The organism is Marinobacter sp. EN3 (assembly GCF_000475315.1).
Classification (GTDB): domain Bacteria; phylum Pseudomonadota; class Gammaproteobacteria; order Pseudomonadales; family Oleiphilaceae; genus Marinobacter; species Marinobacter nauticus.
The window spans coordinates 14675-34334 of record NZ_AXCC01000036.1; the positions used below are offsets into that span (position 1 = coordinate 14675).

At 59.9% G+C, this 19660-nt stretch carries 17 protein-coding genes; 3 read left to right on the plus strand and 14 right to left on the minus strand.

What is annotated here, in order from left to right:
* The first annotated feature begins 129 nt into the window (after nt 1–129).
* Entirely contained in the window at nt 130–288 is a 159-nt protein-coding gene (locus Q675_RS37920) for a YqaE/Pmp3 family membrane protein (protein ID WP_014423048.1), read from the plus strand.
* A gap of 2 nt (nt 289–290) precedes the next feature.
* Here the strand turns inward: Q675_RS37920 and Q675_RS31415 are convergent, their stop codons facing one another.
* Nucleotides 291–1928: an MBL fold metallo-hydrolase gene (locus tag Q675_RS31415; RefSeq protein ID WP_023011548.1), complete on the minus strand. Its 1638-nt coding sequence runs from the start codon at nt 1926–1928 to the stop codon at nt 291–293.
* Nucleotides 1929–2223: 295 nt separating this feature from the next.
* Between Q675_RS31415 and Q675_RS31420 the strand changes: the two genes are divergently transcribed.
* Complete coding sequence (locus Q675_RS31420; RefSeq protein ID WP_014423046.1) at nt 2224–2649, plus strand: thioesterase family protein; 426 nt, start codon at nt 2224–2226, stop codon at nt 2647–2649.
* A 3-nt stretch (nt 2650–2652) separates the two neighbouring features.
* Here the strand turns inward: Q675_RS31420 and Q675_RS31425 are convergent, their stop codons facing one another.
* The 5 genes from Q675_RS31425 to Q675_RS31445 all read right to left on the minus strand — a co-directional run bounded on the left by Q675_RS31425 (nt 2653) and on the right by Q675_RS31445 (nt 8439).
* Entirely contained in the window at nt 2653–3975 is a 1323-nt protein-coding gene (locus tag Q675_RS31425) for an MATE family efflux transporter (protein ID WP_023011549.1), read from the minus strand.
* A 261-nt stretch (nt 3976–4236) separates the two neighbouring features.
* Nucleotides 4237–4734, minus strand: a complete 498-nt coding sequence (tpx, locus tag Q675_RS31430) for a thiol peroxidase (RefSeq protein WP_011787201.1) — start codon at nt 4732–4734, stop codon at nt 4237–4239.
* Between the two features lie 120 nt (nt 4735–4854).
* Nucleotides 4855–6072, minus strand: a complete 1218-nt coding sequence (locus Q675_RS31435) for a multidrug effflux MFS transporter (RefSeq protein ID WP_023011550.1) — start codon at nt 6070–6072, stop codon at nt 4855–4857.
* Between the two features lie 223 nt (nt 6073–6295).
* Nucleotides 6296–7207 (minus strand): LysR family transcriptional regulator, encoded by a 912-nt coding sequence (locus tag Q675_RS31440; protein ID WP_031210070.1) that lies wholly within the window; start codon nt 7205–7207, stop codon nt 6296–6298.
* Between the two features lie 80 nt (nt 7208–7287).
* Nucleotides 7288–8439 (minus strand): alpha/beta fold hydrolase, encoded by a 1152-nt coding sequence (locus Q675_RS31445; RefSeq protein WP_023011551.1) that lies wholly within the window; start codon nt 8437–8439, stop codon nt 7288–7290.
* A 179-nt stretch (nt 8440–8618) separates the two neighbouring features.
* On the opposite strand from Q675_RS31445, the gene Q675_RS31450 reads away from it, so the two are divergent.
* Nucleotides 8619–9530 (plus strand): acyltransferase, encoded by a 912-nt coding sequence (locus tag Q675_RS31450; RefSeq protein WP_031211508.1) that lies wholly within the window; start codon nt 8619–8621, stop codon nt 9528–9530.
* Nucleotides 9531–9542: 12 nt separating this feature from the next.
* Here the strand turns inward: Q675_RS31450 and Q675_RS31455 are convergent, their stop codons facing one another.
* From Q675_RS31455 to Q675_RS31490, 8 genes are all read right to left on the minus strand, one after another.
* Nucleotides 9543–9740 (minus strand): hypothetical protein, encoded by a 198-nt coding sequence (locus Q675_RS31455; RefSeq protein WP_011787196.1) that lies wholly within the window; start codon nt 9738–9740, stop codon nt 9543–9545.
* A 61-nt stretch (nt 9741–9801) separates the two neighbouring features.
* Nucleotides 9802–11784 carry a ribonuclease R family protein gene (locus tag Q675_RS31460; RefSeq protein ID WP_023008711.1) on the minus strand — a complete coding sequence of 661 codons (1983 nt, stop codon included), beginning with the start codon at nt 11782–11784 and terminating at the stop codon, nt 9802–9804.
* A gap of 71 nt (nt 11785–11855) precedes the next feature.
* Nucleotides 11856–13574 carry a GGDEF domain-containing protein gene (locus Q675_RS31465; RefSeq protein WP_023011553.1) on the minus strand — a complete coding sequence of 573 codons (1719 nt, stop codon included), beginning with the start codon at nt 13572–13574 and terminating at the stop codon, nt 11856–11858.
* Between the two features lie 136 nt (nt 13575–13710).
* A complete protein-coding gene (locus Q675_RS31470) occupies nt 13711–14160 on the minus strand; it encodes a DUF411 domain-containing protein (RefSeq protein ID WP_023008709.1) in 450 nt (149 codons plus the stop codon).
* 117 nt (nt 14161–14277) lie between these two features.
* Nucleotides 14278–16860 carry a heavy metal translocating P-type ATPase gene (locus Q675_RS31475; protein ID WP_023011554.1) on the minus strand — a complete coding sequence of 861 codons (2583 nt, stop codon included), beginning with the start codon at nt 16858–16860 and terminating at the stop codon, nt 14278–14280.
* 3 nt (nt 16861–16863) lie between these two features.
* A complete protein-coding gene (locus Q675_RS31480) occupies nt 16864–17298 on the minus strand; it encodes a MerR family transcriptional regulator (protein ID WP_023011555.1) in 435 nt (144 codons plus the stop codon).
* A gap of 243 nt (nt 17299–17541) precedes the next feature.
* A complete protein-coding gene (locus Q675_RS31485; RefSeq protein ID WP_011787190.1) occupies nt 17542–17862 on the minus strand; it encodes a hypothetical protein in 321 nt (106 codons plus the stop codon).
* 53 nt (nt 17863–17915) lie between these two features.
* Nucleotides 17916–19660, minus strand: a 1745-nt coding sequence (locus Q675_RS31490; protein ID WP_023011556.1) for a putative bifunctional diguanylate cyclase/phosphodiesterase, incomplete at its 5' end; no start/stop codon positions are given.

Here is a 19660-nt window from a genome sequence, read left to right on the forward strand (position 1 = left end):
CTGTGACAGAGGTTTAATGCCACTTTCATGAAACCGGGCCGAATTTACCCGGTTCAATATGGTGAAATGTCATACCACTGCTATCTTGCAGTGATATGACTGTTTTACGCCCGTCAAGGAGAGAACTGAATGGATCTTTTGCGAATTCTGGTAGCAATTCTGTTACCGCCGTTAGGCGTCTTTTTACAGGTTGGTATCGGCAAGCATTTCTGGATCAACATCCTGCTGACCATCCTGGGTTACATTCCGGGCATCGTGCACGCGGTATGGGTGATCGCCAAGAAGTAGGCTCAGTCTGGCGCGACCACGTGCCAGAGCCCGTCGTCGGCGAACGCCCTGTGTTCGGCTTCCAGCTTCAGCAGGTGCGCCAGCGCTGAGCGGGCGGCCAGGCCGTGAATGGCGGCCGGGACATCGTCATAGGCCCTGGCGGTCAGGTCTTTCAGACTGACCGGTGCCAGCGCCTCCAGCGTCCGCCACACTTTGTGTTCCCGGGACAGCCGGTGGGTGATCAGGTAATCCATCACCGCCGCAGGCTGGCCCATCAGAAAACCATGGGCCGGTGCAATGAAGCGCACAGGCTCGGCCAGCAGATCGTACATGGAATCAATGTAGGCCTTCATATCACCGTCCGGTGGGTTAATCACCACCGTTGATCCCTGCATGATGTGATCCCCGGAAAACAGTAATTCCTGATCCAGCAACAGATAACACAGGTGGTTCGAAGCATGGCCCGGGGTATGCAAAACCTTCAGGATGCCCGCTTCGGTCACAATCAGGTCTTCATGCCCGGGTTGATCATCCGGTGTGAAGCCTTGATCCTGCCCCGCGCCCTCGGGTGCTGGCCAGCCAAATACCCGGCAACCGGTACGTGCCTTGAGTTGGGCCACGGCCGGGGAGTGGTCCATATGGGTGTGGGTAACCACCACCTGATCCACCACACCACCGGTAAGCTCCAGAATTCGCTCGATATGCGCCTCGTTCGCCGGGCCGGGGTCCAGCACCGTAAAACGTTCATGGCCAAGGATATAGGTGTTGGTGCCCGGGCCGGTCATCATCCCGGGGTTCGGCGCGGTCAGCCGGATAACCCCGGCGGCCACCTCCACCGGTTCCCCGGGAACAATCTCCGCACGGGTTGACCCTTCACCTTCCGGATCCAGCTTGACTGCCTCGTCATAGGCCGGAGCGTTGGGTTCCAGCATCACCGGCTTGCCCTTGCGCACTGCCGGCCAGGGCTGATCCGGAAACGCCTCCGGGGGATTGGCGTGGGCATAACGCATCATCTCGCCGGTCGTGCCGAACTCACTCAATACCCGCAAGGTCCGGATCGTCGGTAACCCCAGCAACCGGGCACCGGCCCGATGTTCTTCAAGCGCCTGAGCCGGCGCAATCCAGACGTGATCAATGGTTTCGGTACCATCATGGCTCGCCACCTGGCCTTCCGGCGCCACCGCTACAAAAAACCGGGTATCAAAACGGCGCGGCGGCCCCGGTGGCGTCACCCAGTGGCTCAGATACGCCAACCGGTCCAGCGGCACCGTCAAACCATGCTTCGCACACAACTGCGCCAGCGAAATCTCCTCCTGAAACAACGCCATTCGCTCACTGTGAACCCCGTGATCGGCGCCAATCAACTGACCGGACGCATCCTGAGCCAGCAGGATCCCCGCCTCTTCAAAACACTCCCGAACCGCCGCCAGCATGTAATCCGCCCCGCCTTCATCCAGACTCATGGTCTGACTGATGTCGGCGTCCTCCACACCCACCACATGAGCCCGCCCCTCAGGCTCCTGCGCATTCACCGCACCCCCCGGGAACACGTAATAACCCGGCAGAAACACCGCATCCCAGGTGCGTTGCAGAAGCAGGACTTCAATACCGTTATCGGTATCACGGGTCAGAACCAGGGTGGCGGCGGGGCGGATGTTCATAAGGCTCTCTGTCTTTTTGCTGTTTTTATGGTGCGCGTACAAGGTCAGGATGAGGGCGTAGGGATAAGCTTTCCAAAACCTTGCGGAGCCATGGATGGCGGAGCAGAGCGTACAGGGATGTATACACAGCGTGTTTTGGAAAGCTTATCCCTACGGCCGACCGAACCAGCATTCGCGGCGCTACGACGTTTACAGCAAGATACCCGAACAACCCACAGGATGAGAAGCGACAAAGGTCGGAGTATGATGCACCCCCATTACTCAATCGCACCAAGCGCACCCCAGGGGACCCCAAGTGGCCAGAATCAAACTCGACTTTCCCGACACCGCCTTCACCTTCGAAACCCGCCTGCCGGTGCGCATTACCGACATCAACGGCGCCAACCACCTGGGCAACGACGCGCTGATCTCCATGCTGTCTGAAGCGCGCGCCCAATTCCTGGTGGAGCACGGCATTGAAGAGGCGGGCCACGATGGTGTGGGCATCATCGTCACGGATCTCGCGACCATGTACCAGGGTGAGTCCTTCTATCCGGACCTGCTGCGCTTTGAAGTGGGGCTGATGGATTTCAACAAATACGGCGGTGATTTCGTGTTCCGGGTGACCAAGGCCGACAGCGGGCAACCAGTGGCGCTGGCCAAGTACGGTTTCGTGTTCTTTAACTACCAGAGCCGGGAAGTAACCCCCATGCCCGAGAGCTTCCGCGCCCGGTTTGCCTGAGTATTACCCCTGCTGGCGCAACCGGCTCATACCCTGGCGATACAGGCTATAGGCCATGGTGCCGGCCAGCAGATTGCCCACCAGGGCGCCGGACATCAGCCCGGTCAGTCCGGCCAGTTGCCCGCCAACCCAGAGCAGGGGCAGATAGCAGGCGAATAGCCGCAGGGTGGAAATCAACAGTGCGCGCATGGGCATGCCCAGCGCGTTGTTGACTGACACCATCAGAATACACACGCCAAGCCCGCTGTAGCTCAGTGGCACTCGCAGCAGATAGCTCACCAGAATGTCCTGTACTCCGGCATCGCGGCTGAACAGGCCAGAGACGAAGCCGGAGGCGGCCAGCCAGATCAGCCCGATGGCAAGCTGCCAGATCACGATAAAGCGCACCGCAATGCGAACCAGCTTGCGGATCTTCTCGACTTCTCCTGCCCCCAGCATGCGGCCGATCATTGGCGGCATGGACATGGTCAGGGCCAGCACCACCACAATGGAGAAGAACTCCAGGCGGGTGCCCAGGCCCCAGGCGGCCACCGCGGCAGAGCCGAACCCTGCCACCAGTGCCGTGGCCAGCATAGCTGAGATAGGTGGCATCAGCTGGCTGACCATGGCCGGCGCCATGATGCCGCCAAGCTGGCGTACAGCCTGAGCCAGTTGCAGTTGGAGCAGGTCGAATCTTAGCCACTGGCGTTTGAGCAGGGCCGGGTAGACGATCAGCGCGCCAATGCCGAAGGCGGTGATGGTGGCCCAGGCGGCGCCGGGCAGACCCCAGCCGAACACGAAGATGTACAGCGGGTCCAAGGCGATGTTGAGCAGGCTGGTGATGATCATCATGTAGCCCGGCAGGCGGGTGTCGCCATTGGCGCGGCACACAGCGTAGCTGAAGTAGACCATGGCGCCGGTCCAGGCGGAGAGTAGCCAGGGTGCCCAGTATTCCCTGATGACTGGCCGCAGGGCCTGTTCGGCGCCGAGCAGGTCCAGGATCAGGTTTTGCAGGAGCCAGACCGACAGGCATAGAAGGAAAGCCAGGCCGGCCCCAATGGCGACCACCAGGCCGCCCAGGCGTTGGGCGCGCATGTCGTCGCCCTGGCCCAGTGTGCGGGAGATGATGGCGGTGGTGGCGATGCCCAGCCCTACGTACATGCCGCTGACCAGTTGTTGCATGGGCACGGTAAAGCCCAGCGCTGCCAGCGGGTCGCGGCCTAGTTGGCCGACGAAGGCGCTGTCGGTGAGCTGGAAGGTCATCAGCGAGAGCACGCCGAAGAGCATGGGCCAGGTCATGTGGTAGAGCTGGCGGCCCAGGGAGGCGTTTTGCAGGTGGTTTTGCACGTTAGCTTGAGGGCCTTGGTATTGAGTGTGGCGGGGATTCTAGCAGTTCTTGTGTCGGGTGCATGCACTCGGCTCAGATGCAAGCGACCGAGCGGGGTGGGCTTTCCAAAAAACGCTCCTTCGGCACATCCATGTGGCGCTTCTGCTCCGCCATCCCTGGCTCCGCAAATTTTTGGAAAGCCCACCCCACCCGGTCACCCGGACGGCGGTGCAATACCCTGTACTCTATCGATCAACAGGGGTTTGGAGGTTCAATGAATATCAGAGCACACTCAAAGCCGCATCGTAATCCGGCTCGTTCTTGATCTCGTTGACCAGTTCGCTGTGGATTACCTTGTTGTTCTCGTCCAGCACCACCACCGCGCGGGCGCAGAGGCCGGCTAGGGGGCCGTTCTGGATGGCCACGCCGTAGTCCTGCTGGAAGCTGTAGTTGCGGAAGGTGGACAGGGTTTCCACGTTTTTCAGGCCTTCGGCGCCACAGAAACGGGAAGCGGCGAAGGGCAGGTCCGCGGAGATAACCAGTACTACGGTGTTGTCGAGGCTGCCGGCCTTTTCGTTGAACTTGCGGGTGCTGGCAGCGCATACACCGGTGTCGATGCTGGGGATGATGTTGAGGATTTTGCGTTTGCCGGCCCAGTTGTCGAGTTTGACTTCTTCCAGCCCGCTGCTGGTCAGGGTGAAAGGTGGTACGTTATCGCCCGGCTGGGGAAATTTTCCGCTCAGTTCAATGGGGTTGCCGTCGAGGGTGACGTTACTCATATGCTGCTCCTGAGTTTGTTGAGAGTTCCTTGGCTTTATGTTCTGCAACTTACTCTGTGTAGCTTACTTTGGATGACTTTTCATCCCCGACTTTAGCTGGATCATGCTCGTGCGAGCCTTTCAGGCGCTGGCTTTTCCGGTTTCAAAGGCTTTCGCCGGGTAGCGTTGTACCAGCAGCAGGTAGCCGATCATGGCCAGGCCGGCGCAGGTGGCGATGACGGTGGCCATCACCAGAGGGGTGCCATTGTGCAGGGCTCCGACGATGGCGCCGGCGATGGCGGCGGCGCTCATCTGGATAAAGCCAAAAAGCGCGGAGGCGGAGCCGGCCATGGTGGAGAAGTTGGCCAGGGCGCCGGCCATGCACTGGGGCAGTACCAGGCCGGTACCGGCCATGAAGATGGCCTGGGGAATCATCACCGCCCACGGGCTGTAAACCTGTTGGTAGGCCAGGAGCGCCATGATGGCGCCGCCGGCCAGAGCGGTGATCAGACCGTAGAACAGGATCTGATCCGGCCCCAGGTAACGCGCCAGTCGGATGGAGCCCAGATTACCAGCGATGTAGCCCACGACGATGGCGGCGAAGTAGAAGCCGAAGTGCTCGGGCTGAACCCCCAGTACGTCAATCAGCACGAAGGAGGCGCCAGACAGGAAGGCAAACAGCCCGCCGTAGATGGCGGCGTTGGTCAGGGTGTAGCCAATGAAGCTGGCGTCGGTGCTGATGCGCCGGTAGTTGGCGAACAGGTGGCACAGGCGCAGGGGCTGGCGATACTCCGGTTTCAGTGGCTCAGGGATGCCAAAAGCGGTGACCGCCGCCATGACGAGGGCGTAGCCGCCCATGGCGATGAAGATCCAGTGCCAACTGAGACCGCCGACCATCAGGCCGCCCAGTGTAGGGGCCACCGCCGGTGCCAGGGCCATGATGCTGGCCAGCAGGGCGAGGATTTTGGCGGCTTCCCGGGGGGTATAGATGTCGCGGATGATGGCGCGACCCAACACAGGGCCAGCGGAGCCGCCCAGGGCTTGCAGGAACCGGAACAGCTGCAGGGTTTCGATGTTGTTGGCCAGGGCGCAGCCGATGCTCGCAACAGTAAAGAGCAGGAAGCCACCGATCATGATGGGTTTGCGGCCAAAGCGGTCGGCCAGCGGCCCGCAGATGAGTTGTGCGATGGCGAAGCCGGCCAGGTAGACGCTCAGGGTCAGCTGGACCTGATCGGTGCCGGCATCGAAGTCGGCGCCGATCTGGGGCAATGCTGGCAGGTACATGTCCACGGCCAGTGGCCCGAGGGCGACGGCGGCGGCCAGCAGTATGGTTGTCCAGATACTTGTGAGTGCTAACACTATTTGTCCTTTTATTGAGGTTAGGTGCGAGTGAGCTATCGCCTCCCAAAAAACGCTGTAAATACTTCCATGTACGCTCTGCTCCGCCATCCCTGGCTCCGCAAGTTTTTGGGAGGCGATAGCTCACTCACACCACCCGTCGTATGGAGGGGAAGTCTAGGCGGAAGCAACGTTGGGGATAATGCCTGCTGGTCTCATGGAATACATGAACAAAATTGATTGATTAATCGTTCAGCCCGTTCATGGTCGCTGCAACCGAATTCACCTGGTTGCGCACCCAGCGGTGGGCCGGGTCATTCTGGTGCCTTCGGTGCCATAGCATCAGCAGGGTAAAGGGCTTGTAGTCGAAGGGAAGTGGAACCCAAGCGAAGTCCCGCATCAGTTGTGCGCTCATGCGTTCCGGGGCGGTGGCCAGCATGTCGGTGCCGCGGAGGAATTCGGGCAGGCCGGAGAAGTTGGAGACGGTGACCACGTTGCGGCGGTCCAGGCCCTTGGCGTGCAGGGTGTTTTCAAAGCCGGGCCGTTCGCCGGTGGCGAACATCAGGGCGATGTGATCGGCTTTCAGGTATTCGGCCAGATCTGTGGGCGCGTTGCGTTGGTTTGGGTCGTAGAACACCACCATGCGGTCCGCCATCAGGCCCCGTTGCATGATGTCGGTGGTTTCTGGTGCGTGCGGGCTGATGATCAGGTCGCAGGCTTCTTTGCGCAGCATGTCGGCGTTGGGGATGCCGGAGGGAATCACCTGTAGCCGGATGCCCGGGGCCTGCTGCCGCAGGATTCGGAGCAGCCCGGGCAGAAGCAGATCCCGCTGGTAGTCGTTGGCGGCAATGGTGAAGGTGAATTCCGCCGACGCCGGTTCGAAGGGCGGGCCGGAGGGCAGGGTGCGCAGATCGTCCAGCAGCTGGCGGATGTGGGGGCCGGTGCGCAGGGCGTAGTCGGTGGGTACAATGCCGCGCCCTGATTTCACAAACAGGGGGTCGCCGAAGGCCTGTCTCAGGCGCTCGAGGGTGTGGCTCACGGCCGATTGGGTAACGCCCAGACGAACCGCCGCCCGGGACACGCTGCCCTCATCCAGAACCGCCACAAACGTTGCCAGGGATCGCAGATCCAGGCTCAACATATCAACAGGTTTCATGGGTGGCAGTTTAAAGCAGGGAAGACGGAAAGTCAGCGGTGGAAAGCGCTCCCTGCCACCTGCCGCTTGTGAAAGTAGTATCAGTCAGACCTTGCAGCCAACCAGTCGGCCAGCTCAAGCCAGGACGCCCGGGGCGCTTTGCTTCCGGCCAGTATCCCCATGTGCCCGCCGGGGGCCACCCGGAAGGTCTTCTCCGTGGAGCTGACGTGGTCCATCACTCGCTTGGCGGCACCGGGTGTAGCCAGGGTGTCCTCCTGGCCGGCGATGGCCAGTAAGTTGGCGTTTACATTCTCCAGTCGCGCGAAGTCGTCGCCAATCTGGATCTGGCCTTTGGCCAACTGGTTATCAATCCAGACCCGGACCACGGTGTCCTGAATGACGCCACCGGGGTAGGCCACCATCCGGTCCAGAAAGGCCGAGGTGGTGGCATGGTTGGTGACGAATTCGCGGTCGCCCAGGCGCACGATCAACTCCCAGTAGCCCATCACACTGCCAACCGGGTTGGTCAACTTGAAGCCGATGGTGTTGGCCCAGCCCGGCGTGTGGAACCAGTGCGGTTTCATGTCGTGGAGCCGGAAACCGGTTCGCTTGCGCACTAGTTCTGCAACGTCTGCAATTCGTTGATACATCCAGCCAATCAGGCCGGAAGCATGGCTGTCGATGGGCAGGCCCAGGACGATGGCGTTGCGGATGTGCTGGTCCTTGCTGAGGGCAGAGTAGAACAGCGTGAACATGCCGCCCATGCTCCAGCCATGCAGTGACAGTTCCTGTTCCCCACTGTGTTCCCGGACTCGATTCAGATACTCAGGCAGGAATTCGGCAACATAGGTATGCATGTTGTAGTGGGTGTGTTCCCGGCCCGGCATACCCCAGTCGATCAGATAGACCTCAAATCCTCTGGCTCGAAGGAAACGCACCAGACTTCGCTGGGGAAACAGATCATAGATCAGCATATTCACGGCCAGAGGAGGAATGATGACGATCGGCGTGCGGTGGGTCTTGCGTTCTACCGGGATCACCATGCCATCCAGTTCGATGAAATCCTCCTCTAGCGGCGGATAGTATCGCAGGCTCACCAGCCCATTGCTGTGCAGGGTTTCGAACGGGGTCTGGCCTGCCTGTACCAGGCTGGCCGCCCGGAAAATCCGGTCGAAGGCATTGCCAGCGTAGAGTGCGCTCTGGCGGGCGAGGCCGGAGGAGGTCTTGATAGCGGATTTCAGGGGGTTGCGCATAGGGTGTCCGGTGTAGCTGCGGTGCGTGTGGAGTCAGATAATAGAGTGGATTCATTCCCCCAGCCATGGCAAGACTGTCACATCCGGTCGGCGTTTTGGTCACTTCGGGCCACTGCCCAAGCGGCTGCCAGGTTGCTATGATTGCGGGCTTCGGAAACAACAACCACAACAGGATGCCCATGCTCAGTTTCCTGCCTGCCCCCGTTATTGGCGTGCTTAATTCGCTGCTACTAGGCCTGAACACCGTGTTCTGGTGCCTGCTGCTCTATATCCCCGCGGTGTTCAAGCTGGTGATTCCGCAGAAGGGTTTCCGGGTGTTGTGCACCCGCGTGATCATCTGGATTTCGGAGTCGTGGGTGGCCTGTAATACAGGCTGGATGAAGCTCACCCACAATACCCGCTGGCACGTGGAAGGCGCCGACAAGCTCAAGCGCGAGAGCTGGTATCTGGTGCTCAGCAATCATCAGAGCTGGGTGGATATCCTCGCCATGCAGCGGGTGTTCAATCGCCAGGCGCCGTTTCTGAAGTTCTTCCTGAAACAACAGCTGATCTGGGTGCCGGTGATCGGCCTGGCCTGGTGGGGGCTGGATTTCCCGTTTATGAAACGCTACACCCGGGAGTATCTGATCAAGCACCCGGAAAAACGGGGCGATGACCTGAAGGCGACCCGCAAGGCCTGTGAGAAATTCCGCTACACGCCGGTGAGCGTGATGAACTTTGTGGAAGGCACCCGTTTTACCCCGGCCAAGCACGACCGGCAGAAGTCACCATACCAGCATTTGCTGGTGCCGAAGGCCGGTGGAGTGGCCTTTGTGCTGGATGCCATGGGGGATTCCATTGATACCCTGGTGGATGTCACGATTGCCTATCCCGATGGCGCTCCAACGTTCTGGGACTTCATTTGCGGGCGGGTGCCGGAGATCCGGATGACCATTGATACCCAGGCCATTCCGGAACACCTCAAGGGCAGGGATTACTCTGAGGACGCCGAGCACCGCCGTAACGTCAAGGACTGGTTGGGCGATCTGTGGCGTGCCAAAGACGAGCGGCTGGGACGAATGCTGGCCCGGCAGGACCAGAACCTCAGCTGATGCTGTACCGGGTCAGTCGTCGTCTTCGACCTGATCCGGGTGTTCCTTCTTGAACCTTTCCCATTCTTCCCAGTCATGGGGAGTACCGGCATGGGGCCGTTTCAAATGCCTGGCATGCTCCATGGCATTGTGGCGCAGGCTATGGTCGGGCTCTTCCTCTTCTTTGTCGAAGCCGTACTTTCGCAGAAATTCCTGAGGACTGATGGGCATAACACACCTCCTGAAAACAGAAGACCTCTGAACAGATACGGTGTGTCTGCCCGGCTGGTTTTCAACCCTTGTCGTTGGTTCCGGGATTAATGTCCTCGGCCTCGAGCAGTTTGAAGTTGATCTGCCGACGCTCTTCGTCCACACCGGAAAAGCTCACGGTTACCCGCTGGTCCAGCTGGAAGATCCGGCCGTTCTTGTTGTGCACCAGGCGCAGCGTAACCGGATCAAAGCTGAACTTGCCCTCCAGGTCCTTGCAACTGACAAAGCCTTCCAGGCCATTGCAATCCAGGCGCACGAAAAAACCCGATGGCATGGTGCGGGTAATGGTGCCTTCCATCGGATCTGCTGGCAGGCCTTTGGCGTAATCGCTCTTGAGCCAGGCCTCCAAGGTGTTGGCAGCCATGCGGGCGCGGAACTGGGTGGTCTGGAGACTCTCCAGCTGCTGCGGGTTCAGTGCCTTGATGGGTTGATCCCAGAGTGCGGCCTTGATCAGACGGTGCACGTAGAAGTCCGAGAACTTGCGCAGCGGTGAGGTAAAGGTGGTGTAGGCCGCCAGTCCCATACCCTGATGCGGAGCAGGCTCGAACCCCAGTTCGGCCCGGGCCAGTTGGCGCGAGAGAATGGACTTGACCGGCACATCGGCCTGAAGGCCATCGGTGTGCTTCATCAACGCCTTGAAGCCTTCGGCACTGGTGGCATCCAGTTCGGCCAGATGCGGGGCGTAGCCCTCCAGCAGTTTACGGATATTGTCGGCGCGGTCGTCCCGCAGCCCCGGATGCTGAATGAACAGGCCTTGCCCCTGCTTTTCCAGGAAATCGGCCGCACAACGATTGGCCGCGACCATGCATTCTTCCACCAGACGGTGGGCTTCGTTCTGCACCGCCGGTTCTATCACCCGGATTCGCTTGTTCTCGTCCAGACGCAACCGGAATTCGGGGCGATCATTGCTCAGTAACGCGTGCTCCGAGCGCCATTTGCGCAGGGCAGTGGCGGCCTGATGCAGCTGGTCCAGGCTGTTGGCGACTGCTTCGGGCAAGGCCTTGATGTCATCGTCTTCCCGACCTTCAATCAGGTGTGACACCAGCTCATAGCTCAGCTTGCCCTGGGAGCGGATGACGGCCTGGCGAAAGCTGTAGTCGCCCAGGCTGCCATCGTTGTTCACCTGCAGGTCGCATACCAGGGCCAACCGGGGTACCTCTGGCATCAGCGAGCACAGGCGGGTGCTGATGGCGTCCGGTAACATCGGCAGTGGCTCACCCGGGAAATAGATGGCGGTGGCGCGGTTAAAGGCTTCTTCTTCGGCCGGGCTGCCCGGCTCGATCATCGCGGTCGGGTCGGCGATGGCGATGGACAGGGTCCAGCCAGTGGCATTCGGGGTTGCCATCAGGGCATCGTCCATATCCTGGGTGCCCGGACTGTCGATGGTCACGTAGGGCTGTTCGGTACGGTCTTCCCGGCCCTCGCGGTGTGAGGTAACGGATTCCTCAGTAAGGGTGTCGGCCTGCTTCTGCACTTCTTCCGGCCAGGCATCGGCCAAATCAAAGTTGGCCAGGGTGAAGGCCCGTTCAATGCCCGGCTCACCGGCCTTGCCGATCACCCGCAGCACCTTCGCCTGGCCCTTGCCGTCCTTGATCGGATGGCGGTGAATCTGGCAGTAGATGAAATCATCGGGCTGGGCGCCCTTGCGTTCTTTCGGCGGAATAAAAATCCAGCGGTTGATGCCCGGGGTTTCCGGTGCCACAAAGTGGCCTTTGCCCTTGATCAGATAGCGGCCCACGAAGGTGGTCAGGTGCGATTCCAGCAGCTCGTCGACAACGCCCTGGGTTTTGCCTTTTTCCACTTCGTGTTCGGTGACATTGACCCGATCACCGGGCAGGACTTTCTGCATTTCCTCGGGAGGCAGAAACACATCCCGCCCTTCATCCAGGGCCACAAAGCCGAAACGACCGTTGGTGGACTTGACGGTACCGGGGAAGACCACCTTGTTCTGTTTGATGTCGGTTTTCAGCTGGCGCAACTGATTGAGAGCGTCGGCGTTGAGCATGAAGAGATAACCTGAATAAAAAAGTGTGTTGCAGCGGAGTATAACGGTTCTGCCAGTGCGAGTCAGATCTGTCAGGCCGGATGAATGGCCTCGCCGGTACCCGTGCGGATGCAGACCCGATTCCGGCCGTTTCGCTTGGCCTCGTACAGAGCCTGGTCGGCGTTGCGCAGCAGGACATCGAGATCTTCACCGGGCTGGCAAAAATAGCCGCCAACACTGATGGTTACCGGTGTTCCGGTGCGCTGGCTTTCCTGCTCGACGCTGGCGCGAATACGACAGGCGATCTGCTCCAGCGTGGCGGCATCGCAGGGTGAGAGCAGGACTACAAACTCGTCGCCGCCCCAGCGACCGGGGTGGTCGTAGGGCCGAACCGCCGCTTTCAGCCAGAGCGCAACCCGGCACAGAATCTCGTCGCCGGCCTGATGGCCCTGGCTGTCGTTGATGGCTTTGAAGTGGTCTATGTCCAGCCACAGAAGCCCGAAGCCCTTCTGCTCCCTTTCCGCGCGCTGGATTTCCTCATTCATCACCTCGTCCAGGCCCCGCCGGTTCTTCAGGCCGGTCAGGGCATCGACCCGGGCCAGACGCTGCAGTTCTTCGGTGCGGTGGGCCACCTTCTGTTCCAGCTCACGGGTGGTATCTTGCAGGGAGTGGGACATTTTTTCGAAATGATCCACCAGGCGGCCGATCTCGTTGTCCGGTTTGGGCAGGTAGGGAAGATCAAAGCGACCGTCCCGTAACCGGTGCACGGCTTCCTCGAGGCTGATGACCGGGCGCAGAATGCGGGACTGTATGATCTGGTGGAACAGCACCAGGGTGACCAGCAGGCTGACCAGAAACACCGCTACCAGAGGCCAGAGATAGCTCCGGGGGATCAGTGTGTTCAGGTCCAGCAGGGTAATCTCAAACCAGCCAATGGCGGGCAGAAAGGCCACGCCGGCCAGATGCTTGCGGCCATCCACCGACACAAACCCGCTTTCCACCGCGCCATCTTCGCCATTACGCTGTTTGAGCATCTGCAGCATGCCCAGAATCTGCTGTTTGTCCTGGGGATCGTCGAACAGCAGATCCACGGTGTTTTTCTGGCCTTCGGGTTTGATGATGGTGGCAAAGTCGATGTAGTTGCGATCGCGGTACAGCTGGATGGCGCCGTTATAGTCCACGAACAGGGTGGTAATGCCGTCCTGGCCGATGTCGACAATGTCCTGCAGAAAGTCGTCCAGATTCAGGCCGGTACCCACCATGCCGACGATGTTGTTGTCGGCATCGCGCATGAGCACGTCTATCCACAGCTTGGTAACGCCAAGTTCGGTATCGGGATTGACGTTCAGGTGAAAGTCGCGGCCTTCGTCAATGAGCTGGAAGAACCAGGCATCGTCGGGTTTGTCCGGGCTCAGCACATAGCGGAACTGGTCGCCGGCGTAATCGTTGGAGGCGTTGTTGTAGTAGTAATGACCATTGGAGCGGAGGGCCACAAAATAGCTGTTATCCCGGAAGTTGCTGCGGAAACTCTCCATCTGGCGGATGGCCTGGTTTTCCAGCGCGGGGTCTTCCGGTGACTGGGCCCACTGAATCAGTGTGGAGGAGCGGGCCATTTGCCGGGCCAGCCCGATTTCCCGCTCCAGGGACTGCAACAGTCGGGCGCTGTCATAGCGTACCTGGATCTCGGCGACCTGCTGGCCCCAGCGTTCAATAATATCTTCCGATAATGCCCGATAGGCCAGCCAGGAAGCGGTTCCTGCCGCTATGATCAACAGCGCGGCCAGCCCGAGAATGCGGGTTTTGAGGCTCAAAATGTGTCCTTGCCAATCGTGTTCTGAATCTATACTCCATCATAGAACAGAGCGGGGCTATCGTGTAGAAAAAATAGGCAGACTTTGGGCGCAGACTTGCAATCTGCGCCCCAGCCCAGCCTCGCAGGCACAACCATCAGTTGTGTTGGTTGAACACCCGCGTCTGGCCCTGGTCGTTGAACAGAATAACCTTGTAGTGATCTTTCCGGTCGCCCATCTCCATACCCGGAGAGCCCGCCGGCATACCCGGTACGCTCAGGCCGGTGGCCTTGGGGGCTTCCGCCAGCAGGCGCTTGATGTCGTCTGCCGGCACATGGCCTTCAATCACATAACCGTCGACAAAGGCGGTATGGCAACTGCCCAGACCCGGAATCAGCCCGGCTTCGGCTTTGATCCTGCCCATGTCGTCGCTGTTGGTGGCGGTGACATCAAAACCATTTTCTTCCAGATGGTCGATCCAGTCGCCGCAGCAGCCGCACGTGGGGGATTTGTACACATGAATGCTTTGGGCCGCACCGCCGGCAAGGGCGGTGGTGCTGAATCCCAGGGCAGCCATCAGGCCGAGGGCAAGGGTGTGTCTTCTCATGGTGATTACCTCAGTGATGTTGATCGGAGTTGTCCGAGTTAGAGCCGGAGAGCCAGAACCACCAGACAATGGCAGCCATCAGGGCGAGACCACCGGCATTGACCAGAAATGTTGTCATCAGTTCCGCTCCTCTGCTGATACCTGGGGTTGGCTGGTCTTGAACAGCCGCAGCCGGTTGGCGTTGGAAACCACCGTCACTGAAGACAGCGACATGGCGGCGCCGGCCAGGATCGGACTCATCAGGATGCCCCACACAGGGTAGAGCAGGCCGGCGGCCACCGGAATACCCAGGGAGTTATAGATAAAGGCCCCGAACAGATTCTGGTGAATGTTCTTCACCGTTGCCCGGGAGATCTCGATGGCGTCTGGCACCCCGTGCAGGGAACCGCGCATCAGGGTGATGGACGCACTTTCAATGGCCACGTCGGTGCCGGTACCGATGGCAAAGCCCACGTCCGCGGCCGCCAGCGCCGGGGCATCGTTGATGCCATCACCCACCATGGCCACGGTGTAGCCTTTACCCCGCATTTCGCTGACCACTTCGGCTTTGTCCTCCGGCAACACCTCGGCCCGGTAGTCATCGATGCCGGCTTTGGCCGCAATGGCCTTGGCGGTGGCATCGACATCGCCGGTGACCATCATCACCTTAATGCCAGCGTCGTGCAGGCGCCGGATGGCAGCCTCGGAATCCGGTTTGATCGCATCTGCCACGCCGATGACACCCAGAACTTGCTGGCCCACCGCCAGGAACAGCGGCGTGCCGGCTTCCTGGGTAATGGTTTTGGCGGCATCATCCAGTGCCTCGACAGACAGCCCTTCGGCTTCCAGCCAGCGCCGATTGCCCAGGCGTACCGGTTCGCTATCAAGCTTGCCTTGCACACCTTTGCCATTGAGCGCTTCAAAGCCGGAGACCGGTTCTGGCTCAATATCGTTCTCGCGGGCCCGGTCCAGAATGGCTTCTGCCAGCGGATGCTCGGAATGCTGCTCCAGCCCGGCGGCTAATGCCAGCAGGCGTGTCTCATCGCCGTTTGTCGCGTGCACCCGGGTTACCGCGGGATGGCCCTCGGTAATGGTGCCGGTTTTATCCAGAATCACCAGATCGATTTTTCCGGCAGTCTGCAAGGCATCGCCCTGGCGAATCAGCGCACCGTACTCTGCTGCCTTGCCGACACCCACCATCACCGACATGGGCGTGGCCAGCCCCAACGCGCAGGGGCAGGCAATGATCAGTACCGTGGTGGCGGCCACCATCATGTGCACCACCGCCGGCTCCGGCCCGACGTTGTACCACACCAGCGCCGACACCACGGCAATCAGCATCACCGTGGGCACGAACACCGAAGAGATCTTGTCTGCGAGCCGGCCAATGGCGGGTTTCGAGCCCTGGGCCTTTTTCACCAGCTTGATGATCTGGGCCAGCGCGGTCTCGCTGCCCACCCGGGTAGCTTCATAAATAATCGAGCCGTGGGTGTTCAGAGTACCGGCCGAGACCTCATCGCCTTCGCCCTTGCCCACCGGCATGGGCTCACCGGTCAGCATGCTTTCATCAATGCGGGTGGAGCCTTCGGCAATCACCCCGTCCACTGGCAGCTTCTCGCCCGGGCGCACCCGGATGCGGTCGCCTATCTGAACCTCGTCAACGGGAATATCCTGTTCCTGGCCGTCGCGGATCACCCGGGCCGTTTTCGCCCGTAAATCCAGCAGCCGGCGCACCGCTTCCGAGGTCTTGCCCTTGGCCCGCAACTCCAGGGCCTGGCCCAGATTGATCAGGCCAATGATCATCGCCGAAGCCTCGAAATACACATGGCGCGCCATCTCCGGCAGCGCCTCCGGCGCACTGGCCACCACGATCGAATACAGCCAGGCGGTGCCGGTACCCAGAGCAATCAGCGTGTCCATATTGGCGTTATGATGTTTGAACGCCTTCCAGGCCCCGGTGTAGAAATGCCCGCCGGAGGCAATCATCACCCCAAGAGTGAGAATGCCCAGATTGATCCAGGTAAGCTGATTGGCCTCGGTCACCATCATCGACCCGAAGCCCATGCCCCAGATCATCAACCCAAGGCCTAGCCCCAGACTGATGGCCATTTTCACCAGCAGTACCTTGTACTGCTTCTTGTCCTCTTCCTGCTTGCGGTCGTCGGCGGCATCCGCGTCTTCAATCACCCGGGCACCATAACCCGCACTCTCCACCGCCTGCACCAGCGCCTGCGGATCGGCATCACCGCTGGCGGTCGCGGTGCTGTCCGCCAGATTCATATGAGCGTGAGTGACACCGGGGACCGACATCAGCGCCTTCTCAATGGTATTCACACAGGATGCACAGGTGGCCCCGCTGACCGCCAGCGCGATCTGCCCGTCGCCGGCATCCGATGGCTCGACGTCGGCCGAGGGAGCTGGTGTATCCAAGTCCGGCGCCTTATCAGCGGCAGAATTATCCTTTTTGGATGCGCAACAACTGCCGATGGGTTCGTTATGAACCAACGGCTCCGCCGGGTAGCCAGCCTCCGTTACTATCCGTGCCGCCTCGGCGCTATCCACATTCTCAGGCAGGGCCACGGTCTGGTCTTCGAGATTCACCTCCACCCGCTCGGTGCTCCCGGTCAGCGGTTCCAGAGCATGACGAATCTTCTTCGCACAACCCTGACAAGAGGCGCCGGAAATACTCAGCGCTGTTTTCAGAACCGATGCTTCACTCATTACTCAAGACTCCTCACAGCAGGATGATGACGAAGGATCATCCCAATGTTCGATTAACCGACAAATCGTATGTCCATCCGGCGTACCATCGGGCATGTCCTGCCAGGCAGACAACGCCGACACCATCCGCGCCCGCAACTTCTGCAACTCCGAAATCTCCCGTTCAACCTCCGCCAGCCGCTGCTGGAACACATCCCGCACCATCGGGCAGGGCGAATGATGATCATCCGCCTGCTCCAGAATCTGCCGTATCTCCGGCAGAGAAAACCCCAGCTGCCGTGCCTTGCGGGCAAACCGCAACCGTCGCAGATCCTCGGCATCGTACTGCTGATAGTTGTTGTCCGGATTGCGAGTAGGGCGCAACAAACCCTCCCGGGTGTAAAACCGGACGGTATCCGGGTTAACCCCGGCGGCGGTGGCGATTTCTTTGACTTTCATGGTGCCGAATCCCCCAACGAGCATGTGGGTGGATGGGAGACTTGTTCAGATGTTTCGGAGTGTTGGTGTGGGTGGCGCTTCCGAAAATGTTCGTAGCCATGGATGGCGGAGACAAGCGTACATGGAAGTACTTGCAGCGGTTTTCGGAAGCGCCACCCACACCGACACGGCATTCTCCCAAATCCACAGAGCAAGACTAAAACCTGTGACCAACTCACAGGTCAAAGGTTTTCGGAGAGAAATTCAGGAAGAAGCGTTTTTCGAACGCAGAAACACACCACAGGACTTGCACTGATCCGGCGCCATCAGCTTCGCCTGCCAGCCAATTTTCACGCCACAGGCAGGGCACCTCAGCCGCAACTGCAGAACCACAATCGGCGCCACCAGCAACGCCAGCAACACCCCCAGCGACCCCCAGTCATCGCCGGACGACAGCCCCAACTGACTGCTGAACACCAGCACCACAATCAGCGCCACAAACGCAAACACAAAATAATTCCGGTTCCACCGCTCCCAGCGGCGAAGCTGTGCATCCTGCTCCGAAGTCAGATATCTGGCCGACATAACGCTCTCGTGACAAACCGTTGAAGGTGAAGTGTGGAGTTCTGGCTCGGCAATTACAAACCGGAACCGACGGGCAGGCCCGGAATCAGAATACCCTCGGCCAGTGCGCGCTCAAGATCGGCCGCCGGAATCGGCCGGCTGATCAGATAACCCTGAGCCAGATTGCATCGGTGCGCCTTCAGGAAATTCAGCTGTTCCTCCGTCTCGACGCCTTCAGCCACCACCTGAATGCCCAGGTTGTGGGCCAGATTGATCACCGCCCGGGTAATCACCGCATCATCGTGACGCTCGGTGACATCGGTAATGAACGACCGGTCAATCTTCAGCAGGTCGACCGGGAAATCTCTCAGATAGCCCAGCGACGAGTAACCAACCCCGAAGTCATCAATCGCCAGATGCACACCCAACTGGTGCAGCTGGGATAACTGATTGAGGTTGTGCTCGATGTTCTGGATAAAGATTTCCTCAGTCAGTTCCACCTCCAGCCGGGACGGATCCACCGCCTCCGATGCCAGGGTTGAACGGATATGGTCAATCAGGGAATCGTCATCCAGTTCGCGGCCAGACAGATTCACCGCGACTCTCAGGTGCTCACAGGGCGTACCTTTCCAGCGCGCCAGTTGACGGCAGGCGGCCAGTACCACCCAGCGGCCGATCTCGGTAATCCGGCCGCTTTCCTCAGCCAGCGGAATAAACTCCACCGGAGGCAGGAGCCCGCGAACCGGGTGTTGCCAGCGAATCAGCGCCTCGACACTGTTGATCTGGCCGGTGTCGAGATTGAGCTGGGGCTGGAAATAAAGCACAAATTCATCGTTGGCCAGCGCCTGGCTCAGGTCACGGTCCAGCTCAAGACGCAGCACTTCGCGGTCCTGCATGCCCTCGGTATAGAACTGGTACGTATTACGGCCCTGCTCCTTGGCCCGGTACAGGGCAATATCGGCATTGCGTAACAGCGTATCCGCGTCCAGACCACTCTGGGGGTAAACCGCCACACCCATTGTCGCGGTAATACTGTGAGCCTCGCCCTGCACCTCGAACGGCGCGGCGAAACACTGCTTGATCTGGCCCAGCAGGTGAATCACATCGTCAATGTCATCGACCTGCTGCTGACACACCATAAACTCGTCACCACCGGAGTAGGCGACCAGTACCCGCTCATTGCTCAACCCGTTCAGGCGTTCAGACACCTTGATCAGAAGCTCATCCCCGAACTGATGCCCGAGGGAATCGTTAAGCATCTGGAAGCGGTCAAGATCCAGCATCACCAGGGCGATCTGGCGCAGCTGTCGATCGGCAATGTTGATGGTATGCGCAAGGTCTTCCATGAAGAAGCGGCGATTGGCCAGACCCGTGAGGGTGTCGGTCGACTCCAGCCGTTCCAGGTCCACCTGCATGGCTACTCGCTGATCGATTTCCTGTTCCAGCTCTTTACGGGTTTTGAGCAGAGCCTGGTTGCGTTTCAGGATGAGTTGCACCAGCAGGGTAGTAAGGCTGGTGAGCAGGCCCATCAGCAGCAGGCTGGTAAAGGTCATGGTAGGCCAGCTGCTGCGCTGGCCTTCGACCCATTGTCTCGAAGGTGTGAGTGTCAGTGACCAGTCCAGGGACGGCAGGTTGATCGGTACGGTGTGGTTCAGCGAGTTATCAAGGTCGGACGAGGTGTTCAGCAGATAACTGGTCTGGTCACTCTGGGTGATGGTGACCTGGAACTGTTCAAGGACCCGCCGGGTCAACATTTGCTCTGCCAGCGTATTCATTCTGAAAACGCCAGCCATGAAACCGTGTGTGCCGGGCATGGCAC